15 protein-coding genes are annotated in these 16,309 nt (G+C 38.0%); 2 read left to right on the top strand and 13 right to left on the bottom strand.

Annotated elements, in window-relative coordinates:
• Positions 1-84: 84 nt before the first annotated feature.
• The 11 genes from KP78_RS07160 to yhfZ form a co-directional block, all read right to left on the bottom strand.
• Positions 85-954 (bottom strand): aldose epimerase family protein, encoded by an 870-nt coding sequence (locus KP78_RS07160; RefSeq protein WP_041087402.1) that lies wholly within the window; start codon positions 952-954, stop codon positions 85-87.
• A 46-nt stretch (positions 955-1,000) separates the two neighbouring features.
• Positions 1,001-1,819 (bottom strand): histidinol-phosphatase, encoded by an 819-nt coding sequence (locus KP78_RS07155; RefSeq protein ID WP_200889211.1) that lies wholly within the window; start codon positions 1,817-1,819, stop codon positions 1,001-1,003.
• Between the two features lie 411 nt (positions 1,820-2,230).
• Positions 2,231-2,980: a glucosamine-6-phosphate deaminase gene (gene nagB / locus KP78_RS07150; protein WP_041087401.1), complete on the bottom strand. Its 750-nt coding sequence runs from the start codon at positions 2,978-2,980 to the stop codon at positions 2,231-2,233.
• A 54-nt stretch (positions 2,981-3,034) separates the two neighbouring features.
• On the bottom strand, positions 3,035-4,222 hold the full coding sequence (locus KP78_RS07145; protein ID WP_041087400.1) for a phosphopentomutase: 1,188 nt from the start codon (positions 4,220-4,222) through the stop codon (positions 3,035-3,037).
• Between the two features lie 3 nt (positions 4,223-4,225).
• Positions 4,226-5,389 carry a YhfX family PLP-dependent enzyme gene (locus tag KP78_RS07140; protein WP_041087399.1) on the bottom strand — a complete coding sequence of 388 codons (1,164 nt, stop codon included), beginning with the start codon at positions 5,387-5,389 and terminating at the stop codon, positions 4,226-4,228.
• A 7-nt stretch (positions 5,390-5,396) separates the two neighbouring features.
• Entirely contained in the window at positions 5,397-6,503 is a 1,107-nt protein-coding gene (locus tag KP78_RS07135; RefSeq protein WP_041087398.1) for an aminotransferase class V-fold PLP-dependent enzyme, read from the bottom strand.
• A gap of 162 nt (positions 6,504-6,665) precedes the next feature.
• Complete coding sequence (locus tag KP78_RS07130) at positions 6,666-7,580, bottom strand: phosphotriesterase family protein (protein WP_052474662.1); 915 nt, start codon at positions 7,578-7,580, stop codon at positions 6,666-6,668.
• Positions 7,581-7,632: 52 nt separating this feature from the next.
• Positions 7,633-9,126, bottom strand: coding sequence for a YhfT family protein (locus tag KP78_RS07125; RefSeq protein WP_041087397.1), 1,494 nt, complete (start codon positions 9,124-9,126; stop codon positions 7,633-7,635).
• Between the two features lie 10 nt (positions 9,127-9,136).
• Positions 9,137-9,508 (bottom strand): DUF2620 domain-containing protein, encoded by a 372-nt coding sequence (locus KP78_RS07120; protein WP_041087396.1) that lies wholly within the window; start codon positions 9,506-9,508, stop codon positions 9,137-9,139.
• Positions 9,508-9,864, bottom strand: coding sequence for a PRD domain-containing protein (locus tag KP78_RS07115; protein WP_041087394.1), 357 nt, complete (start codon positions 9,862-9,864; stop codon positions 9,508-9,510). Before KP78_RS07115 ends, KP78_RS07120 begins: the two co-directional genes overlap by 1 nt.
• Positions 9,865-10,030: 166 nt before the next feature.
• Complete coding sequence (yhfZ, locus tag KP78_RS07110; protein ID WP_041087392.1) at positions 10,031-10,951, bottom strand: GntR family transcriptional regulator YhfZ; 921 nt, start codon at positions 10,949-10,951, stop codon at positions 10,031-10,033.
• A gap of 394 nt (positions 10,952-11,345) precedes the next feature.
• Between yhfZ and KP78_RS18550 the strand changes: the two genes are divergently transcribed.
• Both KP78_RS18550 and katA read left to right on the top strand, forming a co-directional pair.
• Complete coding sequence (locus KP78_RS18550) at positions 11,346-12,122, top strand: HAD family hydrolase (protein WP_052474661.1); 777 nt, start codon at positions 11,346-11,348, stop codon at positions 12,120-12,122.
• Between the two features lie 457 nt (positions 12,123-12,579).
• Positions 12,580-14,046: a catalase KatA gene (gene katA / locus KP78_RS07100; RefSeq protein WP_041087390.1), complete on the top strand. Its 1,467-nt coding sequence runs from the start codon at positions 12,580-12,582 to the stop codon at positions 14,044-14,046.
• A 264-nt stretch (positions 14,047-14,310) separates the two neighbouring features.
• Here katA and KP78_RS07095 read toward each other — a convergent pair whose 3' ends face one another.
• The gene (locus KP78_RS07095; protein WP_084219798.1) at positions 14,311-15,603 is read right to left on the bottom strand and encodes a glycosyltransferase family 4 protein; all 1,293 of its coding nucleotides are present in this window, start codon (positions 15,601-15,603) and stop codon (positions 14,311-14,313) included.
• Positions 15,594-16,250 carry a PIG-L deacetylase family protein gene (locus KP78_RS07090; protein WP_041087388.1) on the bottom strand — a complete coding sequence of 219 codons (657 nt, stop codon included), beginning with the start codon at positions 16,248-16,250 and terminating at the stop codon, positions 15,594-15,596. Before KP78_RS07090 ends, KP78_RS07095 begins: the two co-directional genes overlap by 10 nt.
• Positions 16,251-16,309 lie beyond the last annotated feature (59 nt).

The raw sequence follows: 16,309 nt of genomic DNA, 5'->3' as shown, positions 1-16,309 counted from the left end.
CGGTATTACAGTATCCTCAGCAAATAAAATGTAAAAATACATATAAAAAGAGAAGAGGCTGTTACTCCCTCTTCTCTCTGCTGTTTATATAACTGAAATTGTTAACATCGTTTTTAACGATTCACCCGGATGCACAAAGATTAGCTCTTCTTTGCGATTCAGTTCATCTGTTTTTGCCACCCATGGCTCCACACAAACAAAATCCTGTCCTTCCTCTGTCCATAAATAAACATAGGCAAATTCTTCTCCATAGGTCATTTGAATTTTTTTGTTTAGCTCAGGCAGCTCAAACGCTATTTCCTTTTTCATCCCATCTAATAAGACCACGGATTCCTTTTTCCCAGAAAGATCGATACCGTCACTTACATTTTTAATCTCCCCATCATTATAATCCAGATAGGTTTGAGCATCCGTTTTATAGTTAAGATTTTTATCAGCTGTTTTAAAATAGGGATGAAAACCCGGATAAATTGGCATTTTTTCATCTGATTTATTTACGTATTCCTGATGAATGTTTAACGTATTGTTTTTTAATACATATGTAAAAATGACTTCGAAATCAAATGGATAGGATTGCCTCGTTTCTTTACTACTCGTAAGCTTCAAAGTTATCGAGGCTCCATCGGTTTCGGTTGTTTGTGTTTCCACGACCTCCCACGAAAGATTACGGGCAAATCCATGGTTTTTCATTTTATATTCAATTCCATCCCATTCATATTTCCCATTTTTAAGCTGACCTGATATCGGAAAAAGAATAGGATTACCACCTCTAACGTTTGCATCAGCGTCGTAGAAGGTTTCTTTATTCAGGAAAAATATTTCTTCACCTTCTACTCCAAAGCTTGTAATAATCCCGCCTCTCTCTGGAGCAACCTTTAGCCACGAATCAGCCTTCGCGTCTGTTAACTCATATAGTACATATTTTTGATCATCTAACTGTTTTATCTGATACATTTTCAGCCTTCCCTTCATCCAGCATGAAATAACGAGCCAGTCTTCGTTAAATATCAATCGTGAACATTTTCTGTTCTTTAAAATATACCCATTCTTTAAAGCCGATTTGCTTGAGCCTTTCTCTTACTAATTCAAAATCATCACCGACTCTTTCTGCTTCGTGGGCATCTGATCCAAAAGTAACCCTCACACCATAAAAACTGGCCATTTCGAGTATATCATCTGCAGGATACCAACCACCGCAATCCTTTGTTTTGCCTGATGTATTGATCTCTATTGCAAGATCGTACTGTGCAATGACTTTTAATGTATGGGTTAATGCGTCGGTCTGAATCGTTGAAAAAGCAGGATAAAACCCTTTCATTGCATCAATATGACCAAGAATTTGAAAGATTCCGCTCCGTGCAGAGCGTTCGATAAGATGATAGTACGTTTCTTTTGTTTGCTGTTTTTCTTTAGCAGAAAGTCCTTCCCAGCGACCCTTATTAAAAATGTTAATCCCCTCAACATGATGTACCGACCCAATAATATAATCAAAGGGATATTGTTTATACTGCCTACGATACAGCTCAATGTGCTCCGGAAAAAAATCAGATTCAACACCTAGCAATACATCGATTTTTTCTTTATACTCTTTTTTAAGCTGAAGAACTTCTGAAATATATAAAGGAAATTCTTTTTTGCTCATAGCAATATGAGGATGAGGATGCTCCTCATCGCTTGCAAAATACGGTGAGTGATCAGATATGCCAATCATATGAAATCCTTGTTTAATAGCTGATTCAATATAATCCCGAGTAGTACCTTTAGCATGCCCGCAGCGATGGTGATGGGTGTGAAAATCAAATTTAATAGATTCGCTCATTTTCTATTCACGCCTTTCCAGATTTTAAAAGAGATAAGTTAAATTAGTAGACACTTTCACTTTATAATAAGACTCCGTTAAACATGTCCGGTGAGTTCCTCTTCAGGCGCCCGCTCTAATCAACTCGGTGCAAAAAATGAATGAGAGCTTTTTAGTTGAAAGACTCTATTAAAACAGCCTGTTGAATTCCATTTAAGGCCTTCACTTTCCACGGGCGGTATATCAACGCCTGCGGGGTCTTCGTTTGACGCTTTGCCTAACTCCTTCCGCACCATGTAACCTAGCACCAAAATCTACAAAGATACTTACCATAGCTTATACTAACAATAGAACAAACTCGAATGAAATGAAAATAAGCCTAATCCCTGGTGTCCAGTAAATTTGGCTTATTTTGCAATTCATATAGCATTATTAGTTACTGACAGTGCTGAGCTTTTCAAGTTTTGATGCCGCTTGTTCGTCTGCTACTACAATCACATTCGGATGATTTCTTAATACAGAAGCCGGACAATTATTGCTGATCTCTCCATTAAACATTTGATAGAGGGCTTCAGCTTTTTTCTCTCCTGATGCCAGAAGAACGATTTCTTTACTTTTTAAAATCGTTGCAATCCCCATGGTAATAGCATGGGTCGGCACCTCATCCAGGCTATTAAAATAACGGGAGTTGGCTTCTCTCGTAGATTCTTCAAGCTCTGTCACATGAGTCGTCCGATCAAATGGCGTTCCTGGTTCATTAAAGCCGATATGTCCATTTTCTCCAATTCCAAGAAGCTGCAGATCTACACCTTTCAGTTTATCGATTGCATCTTCATATCTTTGCGTTTCCTGCAGAATATTTTCAGCAGTACCATTTGGAAGATGAACATTTTCTTTCGGTATATCAATATGATTGAACAAATGCTCAAACATGTAATATTGATAGCTTGTTTGAGCATCAGCCGCTATCCCTACATACTCATCCAAATTGTACGTATGAACATGCTGATAGGAAGTCTTTCTCTTTTTAAAATCATCAATTAATAATTCATAGGTTCTGACAGGGGTCCCTCCTGTTGCAAGACCAAGTGAAACCCTGTTAGAAGAACGTACTTTTTCAAGAATTTTTTCTGCCGCAAAAGCACTTAATTCCTCATAGTTTTTAACTTTAACAAGTTTCATCCGCTGCACTCCTCTCGTTAAAGGCAAATATCAAATTTGGATTCTAATAAAGCTCTACAAAATCTCCTGCAGAAAGCTTTTACCAAACTCAGGTTTCTCAACACCTACGAAATCCGCCATCGTTGCTGCAATATCAGCCATTGTATCTCTCGTTCCGATTGTAACTGCTTTTACATGTTTACCAACAATCAATATTGGCGTTTGTTCTCTTGTATGATTTGAATGGCCAATTGTTGGATCGTTCCCATGATCTGCTGTGATAATTAACAAATCGTCATCATTCATTTCTTCTATAAATGATGCTAAAAATCGATCAGACTCTTCTAATACTTCCTTATACCACTGACTGTCTTCTTTATGCCCGGCTAGATCTGTCTCTTGAACATTTACAAGAAAAACAGCGTTCTCTTCACTGTTTCTATAATAGCTGCGGTAGGTCTCCAGCACGTCCTTTGTATTGACCACAGGGTCTTTAAATCCCTCTGCCTGAATTACGTCAGCGGTTTTTCCAATACGGTATACGGGAACGTTGTTTTGTTCGGCCATGTATGCAAATTGTTTTTGGTAATCAACGCCATAGCCTAAATGAAGTACGCGATACCCCTCACCATATACATTTGCTTTTGGACTATCCACTCCCCATTGACCAGGATGATTCTCTTTCACAACCGATAGAATGGTTTCAATTGTTGTCTTTTCATTGCCAAAAATAATCACTCTGCTTGTATCAACATTTTCTCTAACGATTTTCCCTATTTCAGTAAGCTCCTCAAACGATAGATGGTTCAAATCACCGACGACATTTATAATGTTTCCAAGCTGTGATTCAAGATTATCGCCAATAACCACTGAACCATTAACAAGCAATGCCGTTCCCCGGTCAACTGCATATTTTACTTCATAGCCCTTTGCTTCCAGTGCAGCCTTGATATGAATCCCCACATCCATCATTAAACGCTTATTGGGTTCTTTCGGCTTGCTTCCCATTAACTCCTGATGCCCTAAAAATGTATCTGCCCCTGGGTGTGCTAAGTTACTTTTACCGTATGCTGCAACAGGAACACCCTCATTGTCCACTATTTTCCCAAGCCCAAGCTTATATAATGTAGGAATTAATAAATCAACGGCCTCTCGTATATGCTTATAGGTATTGGCATTCACATCTTCAGGCTTGACAATTTTACAATCATCCATTGCCCCGATACCGAATCCGTCGAGTACAAGGAGAGTCATTTTTCTCATTCCTTACATCCCCCTTCTTTGAAAATAAACTAACTCGGGATTATGAAAGTTCACGTTTCTTACATAGGCAACATGAGCCCTTGTAACAAAGATTTGAGTTCGAAATGCTTGTATAACTGAATCCCCGACCTTCATTTGATCTTGTTTTTTTAAACAGCCGTAATAATCAATATTTTCAGGTGACACTAGATCGACAGTTGTACGCTGGTTTAGTACGTCCGATCCATTACTCCCAAATAATGCACCTTCCATATTTGAACGCGGATAATAACCGCCCGCAATTGTATAGGCGTACTCCTCATCCATATGGGAAATTTCAGAAGTATACACAATGCTAGGAATCTCTTGCAAATCATCTCGATACGCATGTAAAGGCGTCGTTCCAGTCAGCGCATGACCAGGTTCACCATGAGTGACACCAAATTCTTTTAGCATTGGAATCGTATGACAGCTTGTCGCACTAGGAGCATTGATATGAGTAACAGCAATCCCTTTATTTTCAAAGATTTCACGTGCCTTCTGAATGGTTTGCATATTAGAAGTAAAAGCGAAATCGTCTTTTTCATCGTTTATTTGTAATACTGGAAAACTGGTTATACCAATGACCCGAATTCCTTTTAATTTCAATATTTCATCCAAATAACCATCCAGCTGACCCAATAAGAAGCCGCCAAATTGGCCAGGATATACCATGTCCTCCGGCTTAATTACTCGAAGAATTACATTTTGAATTTTACCTAAAGCAAGGGCTGCATCAGATAATTGCTTGGCTCTTTCGCTCGAAAACAATGTCACTACTTCAGGCTTTAAATACGTTAATACTTCATTCCATTGGGACTTGCTAGGCTGTACAATATGTCCAATATTACCAATCTCGCAATTGGTCTTTTTGAGCTCAAATGCTTCATCAATATCTACGGCTACTGCACGTTTAATTCCATTTTGTTCAATTACTTGCCCAACAAAGCCGCTTCGGCCGATTTGTTTGGTCATATAATATAAATTCATTTCATGCTGTTGTGCTGTTAGACTGAGCTTATTTACGTTATGTTCAAGTGAATCTAAATCAATTACATACGTATTAGCTGGAATTTTCCCCTCTTGATGGAGATTAGCTGCTGCTCTAATTAGTCCTTCATTTCGTCTTAGTGTCATATTGATAAACATGGGTGTGTTACCCCCTTGATATTTCTTCCATTACATTTTGTAAAATTCGTACAACGGTATTTGCAGAAGATTTCATAGGATTTACTCGTGCCCCATGTTGTCTTAGCTCGGGTCTGCTTTCAATAAAGCTTCCAGATACCCGGTAGATCATTGGTATTAATTCATAGCGCGACTCAGCACCAACCGGATAAGTTGCTGCCCCAAACTTAGAAGCCAATTCAATCACTTGCTCAGCAATTGGCTGCTCGAATTCTATAATGACATTTTTTGATTGTGAGTTTGTCATATAAGCCTGCTTGATTCCGCTTACCTCACCCTCGCTTAACCGGGAGCATAAATGCTCAACCTGCTCATTTTGAATGGCAAGCATCACTGGTGCAGAGGATAAACTGATGAGTAATTCATGTGCTTCATGGCCTTGCACTTGTCCTCCGCCCGAATAATTCCGATCGTGAAGCTGCTGGATTTTCTCATTTCCACCTAGAATAATTCCGATTCCTTCAGGCCCTAAAAGCTTAAAACCAGAGAATGCAGAAAAGTCTGCCCCACACTGGGTGCCGATTTCTATTGTTTTCATGGCACAATAATTATCGTCAACCACAATCGGTAAATCCCGACCATGTTCTTTTACAAGTGAAATGATCTCTTTCAAGTTATAAGTATCGTTCGGCTGCTGACGAGAATGCTGAACATAAAAAACCTTCGATTGTTTATCCTCCTGAAGAGCTTTAATCAATGCGGCTCGATCATTAAAATTAACGCGTTTTTGCTTTAATCCCATTAAACGAAAGGTTTCCTTTGTTGTTGTATACATTGGTGCTTCATGAACAATACACTGTTCACCGGGCTCCATTAATACGCTAAGAATGTTTCGAATGGCGCCCGTTCCACTTCCCCGAACCAATGCACACGCTTCTGAATCAAAGGTTTTTGCCAGTACACTTTCGATCCTCGCTGTCATTAATGGACGATTATAGGCTGGATGAATACCTACATCACCTGTCTGAAAAAACTCATTATTTTTGAATTCCTTTGTTACTTCATCCATTAGCCGAAATTGAAGCTCTTTCGCTTCTTCAAAAGTCATGTTTTTTAATACAGATTGATCAGCCATCACGTACCCTTCTTTCTAACACAAGCTATGTTAAAGTCCATTGTTTATTTATGCACAGCGTTAATTGGAGAGGAAATCAACAGACACGTTTAACAAAGCCCTAATATAAGAAATTAAAGTGAATTTTCGTACGTCTTTCTTCTATAAAATATTGTTATCAAATTAAAAAGCTAAAAACCTACGCGGGTTTTGAACAAGCATTTTATCAATGGTTTCTTCCTTTACTCCGTTATTTAATAATGCAGGAATGAAATCCTCGAAAAGATGATTGTAACCATATCCATCAAAGCTTTTTAGATGAGATTTTCTTGTAATATCACAAGATAGCATCAATTGATCTTCGTACCCGAGATTAAGTAATTCGATCAGATTGCTAAGTCTGTCTGAATCTCTTCTGTAGCTGTTTTTTCCTACTGTATCGAATTGAATAAACGCACCGCTTTTTAACAATTCAAGCTGTTCTTCAATATCTTCATTTAAATCCTGATGCCCAAAAGAAATACGGCTCATATCAGCATTATTTTCTTGAAAAAGATCAAGCTGCCCTTTTCCCATTGTTCCGATTTCACAATGCGTACTGATTGGAGCACCTGTTTTTTTATGAGCAAGGATCGCAGCTTCAAAAACCTTCTTCTCCGTTTCGGTGATCTCTTGATAGCTGCTGCCGATTTCAGCTATCAAACCAGCTTTGATCGTCGTATCGTCCATTCCATCTTCAATTTCACGAATCATGATTTCGGCAAGCTCTTCTTTCGTTTTTTCAAAAACAAAAGATGGATATACTGATTCTTTATAGAAGCCGGTAGAAGCTATAATGACTAAATTATGCTTTTTTGCAATATCGAACATCGCTTTGGCATCCCGGCCCATCCCAATATTTGATACCTCGACGACAGTATTACATCCCGATTCGATAATTCTCTTTATTTCTTGATCCAGCTCTGGTGAATTTTCAAGCTTGGAATCTGCATCTTTTTCCTCGCGAACTTCTGATAGATCAAATACAAGATGCTCATGAATCATCGTTTTTTGTAAAAATTGAGGATCGACCGGACCTGTAACAGATTGAATTTTCATATAAAATCTCTCCTAAAGGAAAAGGTAGGAATGCTCCTACCTTTCAATGAATTTATACTAATTGAAGGAAATACAGTACGTTTAGGATGATACCTGTTAAGATAATCGCTACTGGACCAGCAGCAAGCTTCATAACAGGACGTCCAAGACCTTCGTTGGCAGCATACAGCAAAATGTAAATGGTTAGAGATAAGCCAACTGCCTCTGGTGCCATTACCATTGCGGCAAATGCTCCACCGATAAATAAAGCAAGCTCAATCATCGAGTTCATGGATGAACGGATGTTGTCAGATGCTTCACGCAATGACGGGAAGCGCTGAAGGAAACGTCCAATTCCACGAAGAGCAATAATTTCCAAACAAATCCAAACTGCTCCAGCAATCCCTGCCAAAAATGGATTCGGCAATAAATAACCAATTGGGAATACGAAGGTTAAACCAACAACCCCATATACACCTGTTGCTAAAGCGGTTGTAACGATCAATGGGATAAAACTGATCCCCCTGATAAAATCAGCGATCGCCGCACTTTGTAATAGATCGGCCTGTTCTTGCCCCGTAGCCTGCCATGCCTGCTGAAGAATTGGACCAGACACCTCGGAACCAGTCATTAGCCCCATATTGGCCGCGATAGCTAAAAGTGCACCGATACCTGCTAGAATAGGAATACCTTTATAAATGCGTTTTGTACGAGCGTCAAATAGACTCTCTTCATCTGTATCTACACTGATTGCTACTTTGTTTTTAAGATCTTTTCTGATGGCAAAACCAACTAATAAAATCATACCCATTAACATCAGTACAGCGATTTGCATGGTAAAGCTTGAAATCGTCGTACCTAGTGAAAAATTATTTGTAGCTTGCGAGATTAAATCCTGTATTTGCTGGTTATTCCCAGCAGCATCTGTAAGCGCATTAACTTTGGCAGCAAAGTCACCATCTGCAGGCAGCGTAATGCCAGCCAATTGACTTGCTTGCTCTAAATTCGCATCAGCGTTGTCTGTAAAATTACCGCCAACAACAGGCAGCAATTGACGAACAATCAATACGATAAATCCAGAAATAAGTGCTCTAACCCATCCAAATTGATAGAGGATCGCAATGATCGGAAAAGCAGTAAAGGCAACAAGTACAGGCGTTGATAGTTCACCTAGCGCGCTAAAGATATCAACAGGCAGCATGGCAAAAACGGTTTGAACGCCAGTAAGCCCAAATAATGCTACAAGTCCCCAAGCTCCACCAAGTGCTGCAGCCATCCACCATCTCGTTGCGATAACACCTAAAATATCTGTGGGAAGGAATAATAGCCATGGATTTAATAGATCAAATGACACGGCGAACGAAATTCCAACAGATACGATAAATCCAATACTTAACCCGAATGAAATGGACGCAAGTTCCGTCCGTTTCATTCTGCCTTCCAAATATTCAGGAATAATCGGGCGAATCCCATCATGAAATACCGCTTTACCCCAATGGGCAGCCATTGCCGTTAAAGCTGTAAGTGACATTATGACTAAAACTTCAATTAACGAAACATTTTCCATACCCTACCTCCTACGCAAGGTTATTTTTTTTAAGCAGACTATTAACAATGAGTGGAACTGCTTCTTCAATACCTTCAACGGACATCCCAAAAGCAATTTTACCTTCAGATACCAATTTCTCGATTTCAGCTGGATTTGGTTTTTTACCATTTTTCGCTACAGTCGAGCAATTTGAATAGCCTAAAATACCGATACATACTGAAAGCGCAGCTCCGCCTCCACTATTACAAGCACCTAAATAATAATCAGCGTCTCCAGCCTTTATTTTTTTTGCAGCATCAAAATCAGAAGTAACGGTTACTTGAACCTTATCTCCTCCGGCAGCTTTTGCACTTCTTTCAATAACGTCTTTTTTAAGACCTCCAATAACGATTCGTAACATTATGCATTCTCCTCTCCAGTTAATAGACAAAAGTATAGTGTGATAAAAGCGGCTTCGGCATCAACATTTAAGCTTCCAGCAGATAAAACCTCTTTAGCAAATTGGTAGTATTTCGGATTTGCTTCAATAACGCTTTTAAGTTCATCAGAAATCTCTGTAACAGGATTATTTTCTGAAATTCTCTGTAAGGCCACTGACACATGACTAGCAAAGGATCCAGCATTTTCCTCTGTCAATATTACGTCCAAATATTTTTCAACTTCATCAAAAATACCTGGTAACCGATGATAAATTTCATCGTTTATTTGATTCGTGTCATGCAGTAAATCTACTCTTTCTTTTAAAGTAGCATCCAAGGTTGTTCATCCCCCTTATATTTTCAACCAAATATACAATATACTATATACTGTATATTGAGTTTATTAATTCTCAGCAATTCATAAAGTACAATTAATCATTATCACCTTGAAGCTGATCACCCCCAAAAATGCAGCCAAATGAAAAATCTTTATACAATATATACTAGTATTTTGGAATTATATTCCCCTTAACAACATCTGATTGAATTTCAACGATCTTATTTTTTGAAAGCTGATTAATAATGTACTCCATCTTTCGATTATCCTTCTTTATCACACAAACCGCTTCATTCATTTGACTTTCGTAGTTGATTGCCAGTGGTGAAGCAAGTGATTGAATATGAAATAATGTCGGATCTATTTCATCAACATTCCAAATCGTTGCATCAATTGTTTTTGCCTTTAGATGTTGAAGCATATGCATATAATTAAATTCAAGGTACTCAATAGTTAATCCAGTTGCTTCAGCCTGCGTTAATATCTTTTGATCCGTAGAAAAACTGTCGATTCCAACCTTCATTCCATCTTTGAGCTGTTTATTTTCTGGATTTGAAAAAATAACGGCATGTTCCGAAACATATGTTTTTATTCCAAATTCCAATGCTATTTTTAAATTACTTTCATTTTTTAACGCTTCCTGAGCAGAATACTTTGATATAAGAGCAAAATCGTATCGTCCTTCCTTTACTCCTTCCAGCCTAAGCTTAGAGCCTCTCATAAAAGCGATATTTAGAGAAAGTCCTATTCCTTCTAATTCAGAAGTAAGTCCTGTTGCCAGTCCTTCATACTTTTTGGAATAAGGCAGCGGCATTACAGCAGTAATTTGATTTACTCCTGAAAACAGGAGTAAATTCGACAGGTTCTTAGCTCTTAGAAACGTGCCTAAATGTCCTCTTGGTTCGAGTGTTATACATTTTTCTTTCTCCAGCCTTTTTAATGCAGACTGGATGGTTCCCCTTCCAACTTGATACTTCTCAGAGAAATCACCTACTTTCGGCAGTCTTTCATCCACTTCAATAAAGAGTAATTCCTCAGCGATTTTTTGTAAAACAATACCTTTTTTTGAATAGAGATCTTCTCTCATTCCACATCACCATTTTATCCAATGTACATTTTTTTGTATTTTCACAAATTTAATTTATCATACTCAAAAAACGATTTCAATATTTTTTTCAGAATGTTTAAACTATACATCCATCGACCATGAATGATCAATCATAATCAAAAATGTAATAGCTGATTTATTTTATTGATTATTTCACAAAGTATTGTACAATTTTTTGTACTTTCTCTATACACAAATTATCACATCCAGAAAACGTTTTCAATCATTTTTTCCAAAAAAATATTTCCAATTATTCACTTCAATCATTTTACTTTACTTTCTATATACAATAATCTGTATTTTGTATAATATGTTTACGTTCATATTATTTTGTGTTTTATCGCATATCATAAAAATTTAGAGGAGGATCTTGATGTATAGAATTGTCTTTCTTGATATTGATGGAACTATTTTAAATTCTCAAGAACAGCTTGATGAGCAGCTAGTTAAAACAGTCCGGGAAATTCAACAGAAGGGTGTGCTCGTAGCGTTGGCAACGGGGCGATCTTTAGATGGGGCGATCCCGTATGGTGAAAAATTAGGAACTTCTATCTATGTTACTTATAACGGGGGATATGTTCTTTCAGAAGGCAGTGTAATCCACGATGTCAAAATCCCATCCAGCCTAGCACATGTTCTTTGTAAAAGGACACATGAATTGAACGGAGTCTTTATTCATTTTTCAGATCGCACTTCACGTTCCAACCATCCACCTCGCGGAATAGAATACCTGCTGCCTGAAGCGGTAGAATCGAATATCATCGATACAAAGCAAGACGCGCACCGACTGGCTCTTTATATTCAGGCTGAGCACCGTGCTGCTCTTCAAGAAATGATTACTGAGGCTGCTGGTTTTGATGAAGGAGACCGACTGGAAGTATTTCCAGCAGGCTCAAAATGGACAGGCATTTTACCGCTAATCAATCAGCTTGGAATTACGCAAAATGAAGTCGTTACAATTGGTAATGGCACAAATGATATCGAAATGCTGGAAGCTGCCGGGTTAGGAGTTGCTATGAAAAATGCCCCAGACTCTGTGAAAAAAAGCGCTGATTGGGTGACTGAGGATAATGACCACCAAGGAGTGATCCTTGCTTTAAGAAAAATATTTAATTTAACTGCCTATTCCGACTTAGCAATGAAGCAATAGAAGCGTTTGGCTAGAATCAGCTATTTTGACATTCTTGTCAACGTTCAATCTTCATTAATTATAAGTCTTTTAATTACAGCATGCTCTACAAATTAGAAATCATCCTTGGACAAATTTAAGGGTGATTTTTTCATTTGTTAATATAGTAAATGATTAAATGAGAAACATGATTTCATTGGCTGCTAAAAAACTTTCGACGAAAACAGAAGTTGATCTACACAATCATGCCCGTTAAAGCATCTTTTGGACATCATTGCTTAACCCTCGCCTCTCACTTCTTCAAATATCCACTTGCCTATCAATAGCTTAATTAGTAAATAATGTTATAATTTAAAAGGATATACATTTCTACTATATTTATTACACATTATAATCATTATAATAAAGAATTGATTTTTAAATGATATGTGCTATTATTATAAATGTGTAAAAAATTATATTAAGAGGTGATTCTATAATGAGTAACGAAAAGAAAACTCTTACCACTGGCTGGGGTGCTCCGGTCGGAGATAACCAAAACTCTATGACAGCTGGTTCACGCGGACCAACATTAATTCAAGACGTACATCTTCTAGAAAAATTGGCGCATTTTAATAGAGAACGAGTTCCTGAGCGTGTTGTTCACGCGAAAGGTGCCGGCGCGCACGGTTACTTTGAAGTAACGAACGATATCTCAAAATATACAAAAGCAAATCTATTTTCAGAAGTAGGAAAGCGTACTCCACTATTCACTCGTTTCTCAACAGTTGCTGGAGAATTAGGTTCTGCAGATACTGTTCGCGATCCTCGTGGATTCTCAGTGAAGTTTTATACTGAGGAAGGAAATTATGATATTGTTGGTAACAACACGCCTGTTTTCTTCATTCGTGATGCAATTAAATTTCCTGATTTTATCCATACACAAAAACGTCATCCACAAACACATTTGAAAAACCCTAATGCTGTATGGGATTTCTGGTCTTTATCACCTGAATCTCTGCACCAAGTAACATACCTCATGGGTGACCGCGGTATCCCTGCAACACTTCGTCACATGCATGGCTTCGGAAGCCATACATTTAAATGGACGAATGCTGAAGGCGAAAGCGTATGGATCCAGTATCATTTCAAAACCGAGCAAGGCATTAAAAATCTTACACAAGATGTTGCTGACAAAATTGCCGGTGAAAACCCTGATTACCATACAGAAGATCTATTCAATGCGATTGAAAATGGGGACTTCCCTGCTTGGAAATTGTATGTACAAATCATGCCATTAGAGGATGCAAATACGTATCGTTTTGATCCATTCGATGTAACAAAAACATGGTCTCAAAAAGACTATCCTCTAATCGAAGTTGGTCGTATGGTATTAGATCGCAACCCAGAAAACTATTTTGCAGAAGTAGAGCAGGCAACATTCTCTCCTGGAACTTTAGTACCTGGTATTGATGTTTCTCCAGATAAAATGCTACAAGGTCGTTTGTTTGCATACCACGACGCACATCGCTATCGTGTAGGAGCTAACCACCAAGCATTGCCAATTAACCGTGCACGTAATGAAGTGAACAACTACCAACGTGATGGTCAGATGCGCTTTGACAATAACGGCGGAGGCTCAGTTTACTACGAACCAAATAGCTATGGCGGCCCAACAGAAGCACCTGAAGCTAAGCAAGCATCATTCGAAGTTACTGGACAAGCAGGCAATGTAGGGTATGACCGCGATGATTTCTATACTCAGCCTGGTGACCTATATCGTCTACAAAGCGAAGAAGAGCGCGCACGTCTTGTTCAAACCTTCGTGAACGGATTGAAACCTGTTGAAAAAGACGAAATTAAGCTTCGTCAAATTGGCCATCTCTACAAAGCAGATCCAGAATTCGGAACTCGCGTTGCAGAAGGTTTAGGTTTATCTGTACCTGAAGAAGTTAAATCTAACTAATTTGTAAAATCAGTACCGTAAAAAATCATGACTCTTTTATGAGTCATGATTTTTTTATTCTCAATATTATTCTCCGTTTCTCAATTAGAAAGCATTTGTTGATCTCAATAGATACTTTTTTCATAGGAGTGCATTATGTAACTATTTTTTTCTAGTATATACATCTTGCTATTTCTCATTTTTCCAATTCTCCCGTATACTTCTGAACAAGCAAAAAGAAACAAACGTGGGGGTGTTGTAATAGATGCTGGCGCCCTTCCCCCACTAAAATGATTCATACCCAGCAAGAATCCCTTTCACCATTATTTCCGCGGTTAAGTGTTGATGTGCATAGCTTTTTGCCTTTTCAGCTAACGCTTTTCGCAACTCCCGGCTGCTAATAAGGAGCAGCAGACGATCAGCTAATTCATTTACGTTGCCTGGATCTACCACGAATCCAGTTTGCTGATCTTGTATAATTTCCGGAATTCCACCACAATTCGTGGTAATGATGGCCTGTTCTCCAAACATGGCTTCAATTACCGAAATCGGCATATTATCATTAATTGTTGGCAATACATAGATATCAGACTGCCTTAGCAATTCAGGAATATCACTTCGTACTCCATAAAAATAAACATTTGAAAGCCCCAAGTCCTGAACTTGCTGCTCAAGATTTCCTCTCATTACGCCATCACCTACGATTCGCAGCTCTACATTTGGCAATGATCCCTTAATCTTATCAAGCGCCTCCAATAAATAACGATGACCTTTTCTTGGTGATAAACGAGAGATGACTGTAATGATAATCTTGTCAGTATTTTCACATTTCTTCTCTTCATACTCCCATTCAATACCTGTGTTCACCTTAATCAGCTGATCTTTCCGTGCACCAAATTCACATAATGGTGCACGAAAATTATCACTTATCATAATAACTTTCCTTGCGTTGAAAATCGCTCTTTCTTCAATACAGCGAAAATAGGCTTCCTCTATAGAGCCAGAAATTAATTTGCCAAATTTGAGTCTGCTGCTTGTAAAAGAGCCATGAGGAGTAAAAAATATCGGTTTTTTATACCAATTATTTAATCTTCCTAAAACATTTGCTGTAAATAAATCCTGTGCATGCAATATGTCATAATGCTCAAGATCCATTTCGCTTAAAAACCTCTCATAACGATACAAACCATTACAATTTCTTACGATTCTTTCACTGTATTCGCCATAACGATTTGTAAAAAAATCTCGAAGCACTTGTGAATAATCCGTATACGTTTCATTTTTGCACTGATTTGGAGAGATCACATCCACTTGATGTCCAAGTGACTCAAATCCTTTTTGAAATGTAGAAAGATATTTGGATAGACCTCCTACATGAGGATGATCCCAGAATGTAGTCAGTAAAATCTTTAATCTTTTCTTTTTATCTTTAGAAAGATTTGATTTAAACATAAACGGTTGTTCCTGAACCTCTTCTTTTATTTCCTTTATTCCATAGTAGTGATCCAATGCTTGAATCACATAAGGTGCAGGAAAAGGCAAGGAATTGAAATACTCATTCTTCTCCATTATCTCCATATCTTTCTCGTGATTTCAAACGCTTCAGCGTATGGCACACCAACCGTCATACCTCTTACACGTGCAAGATATCTGACACCATCGTAGGATCTTGGATGAGGAAAATCACGCATTTCTACATCGTAATGATGCAGTGCCTCGATTTTATCTTCTATCTCATCTGTTATTTCCACAAAATAATTCGGCTTGAATGTTTTGTCATCCGTTTGCTGCGACCACTCACTTGATGATACCGTTTCAAAGCAAATAAGATCGATTGACGGAGTACCTGGTAATGGGCGAACAGCTGTTAAAACAGCCTGATACGTAACTTGATGATCTCTGTTAACATCACCATAATGATGTGTAAAAACCATTGATGGCTGATATTCTTTTATTAAAGCTTCAATCTTTTTATTAATGGTATGAAGTGCGAAACTCTCCATTTCTAAATTTGGATAATCTAAACAGATAACTTTCTCAATACCTATATGTTTGTTGGCATTTTCAACGAATTTCTTTATATGATGTGCCTCTTCTTTTCTTCCCAGTGCCATAATAACTGAAATTACCTTATAGCCTTTTTTAATAAGCTTTTTTAAAGTACCTCCTAAACCTAATAATTCATCATCGGGATGTGCAGCTATCACTAATATATTTTTACTCATTCTCATCCACCCTAATATTAATTTATATATATAAATATGAGAGGGAGAAATTAGTGTGC

The sequence above is a fragment of the Jeotgalibacillus soli genome, assembly GCF_000829435.1.
Lineage (GTDB): Bacteria > Bacillota > Bacilli > Bacillales > Jeotgalibacillaceae > Jeotgalibacillus > Jeotgalibacillus soli.
The sequence above is the reverse complement of the archived record's forward strand: the minus strand, read 5'-3'. Positions and strand labels throughout refer to the sequence as shown.

Bases quoted from the DNA above. Each gene is read 5' to 3' on its own strand.
- KP78_RS07160 (WP_041087402.1), bottom strand. From the start codon at position 954: ATGTATCAGATAAAACAGTTAGATGATCAAAAATATGTACTATATGAG.
- KP78_RS07155 (WP_200889211.1), bottom strand. From the start codon at position 1,819: ATGAGCGAATCTATTAAATTTGATTTTCACACCCATCACCATCGCTGC.
- nagB (WP_041087401.1), bottom strand. From the start codon at position 2,980: ATGAAACTTGTTAAAGTTAAAAACTATGAGGAATTAAGTGCTTTTGCG.
- KP78_RS07145 (WP_041087400.1), bottom strand. From the start codon at position 4,222: ATGAGAAAAATGACTCTCCTTGTACTCGACGGATTCGGTATCGGGGCA.
- KP78_RS07140 (WP_041087399.1), bottom strand. From the start codon at position 5,389: ATGTTTATCAATATGACACTAAGACGAAATGAAGGACTAATTAGAGCA.
- KP78_RS07135 (WP_041087398.1), bottom strand. From the start codon at position 6,503: ATGGCTGATCAATCTGTATTAAAAAACATGACTTTTGAAGAAGCGAAA.
- KP78_RS07130 (WP_052474662.1), bottom strand. From the start codon at position 7,580: ATGAAAATTCAATCTGTTACAGGTCCGGTCGATCCTCAATTTTTACAA.
- KP78_RS07125 (WP_041087397.1), bottom strand. From the start codon at position 9,126: ATGGAAAATGTTTCGTTAATTGAAGTTTTAGTCATAATGTCACTTACA.
- KP78_RS07120 (WP_041087396.1), bottom strand. From the start codon at position 9,508: ATGTTACGAATCGTTATTGGAGGTCTTAAAAAAGACGTTATTGAAAGA.
- yhfZ (WP_041087392.1), bottom strand. From the start codon at position 10,951: ATGAGAGAAGATCTCTATTCAAAAAAAGGTATTGTTTTACAAAAAATC.
- KP78_RS18550 (WP_052474661.1), top strand. From the start codon at position 11,346: ATGTATAGAATTGTCTTTCTTGATATTGATGGAACTATTTTAAATTCT.
- katA (WP_041087390.1), top strand. From the start codon at position 12,580: ATGAGTAACGAAAAGAAAACTCTTACCACTGGCTGGGGTGCTCCGGTC.
- KP78_RS07095 (WP_084219798.1), bottom strand. From the start codon at position 15,603: ATGGAGATAATGGAGAAGAATGAGTATTTCAATTCCTTGCCTTTTCCT.
- KP78_RS07090 (WP_041087388.1), bottom strand. From the start codon at position 16,250: ATGAGTAAAAATATATTAGTGATAGCTGCACATCCCGATGATGAATTA.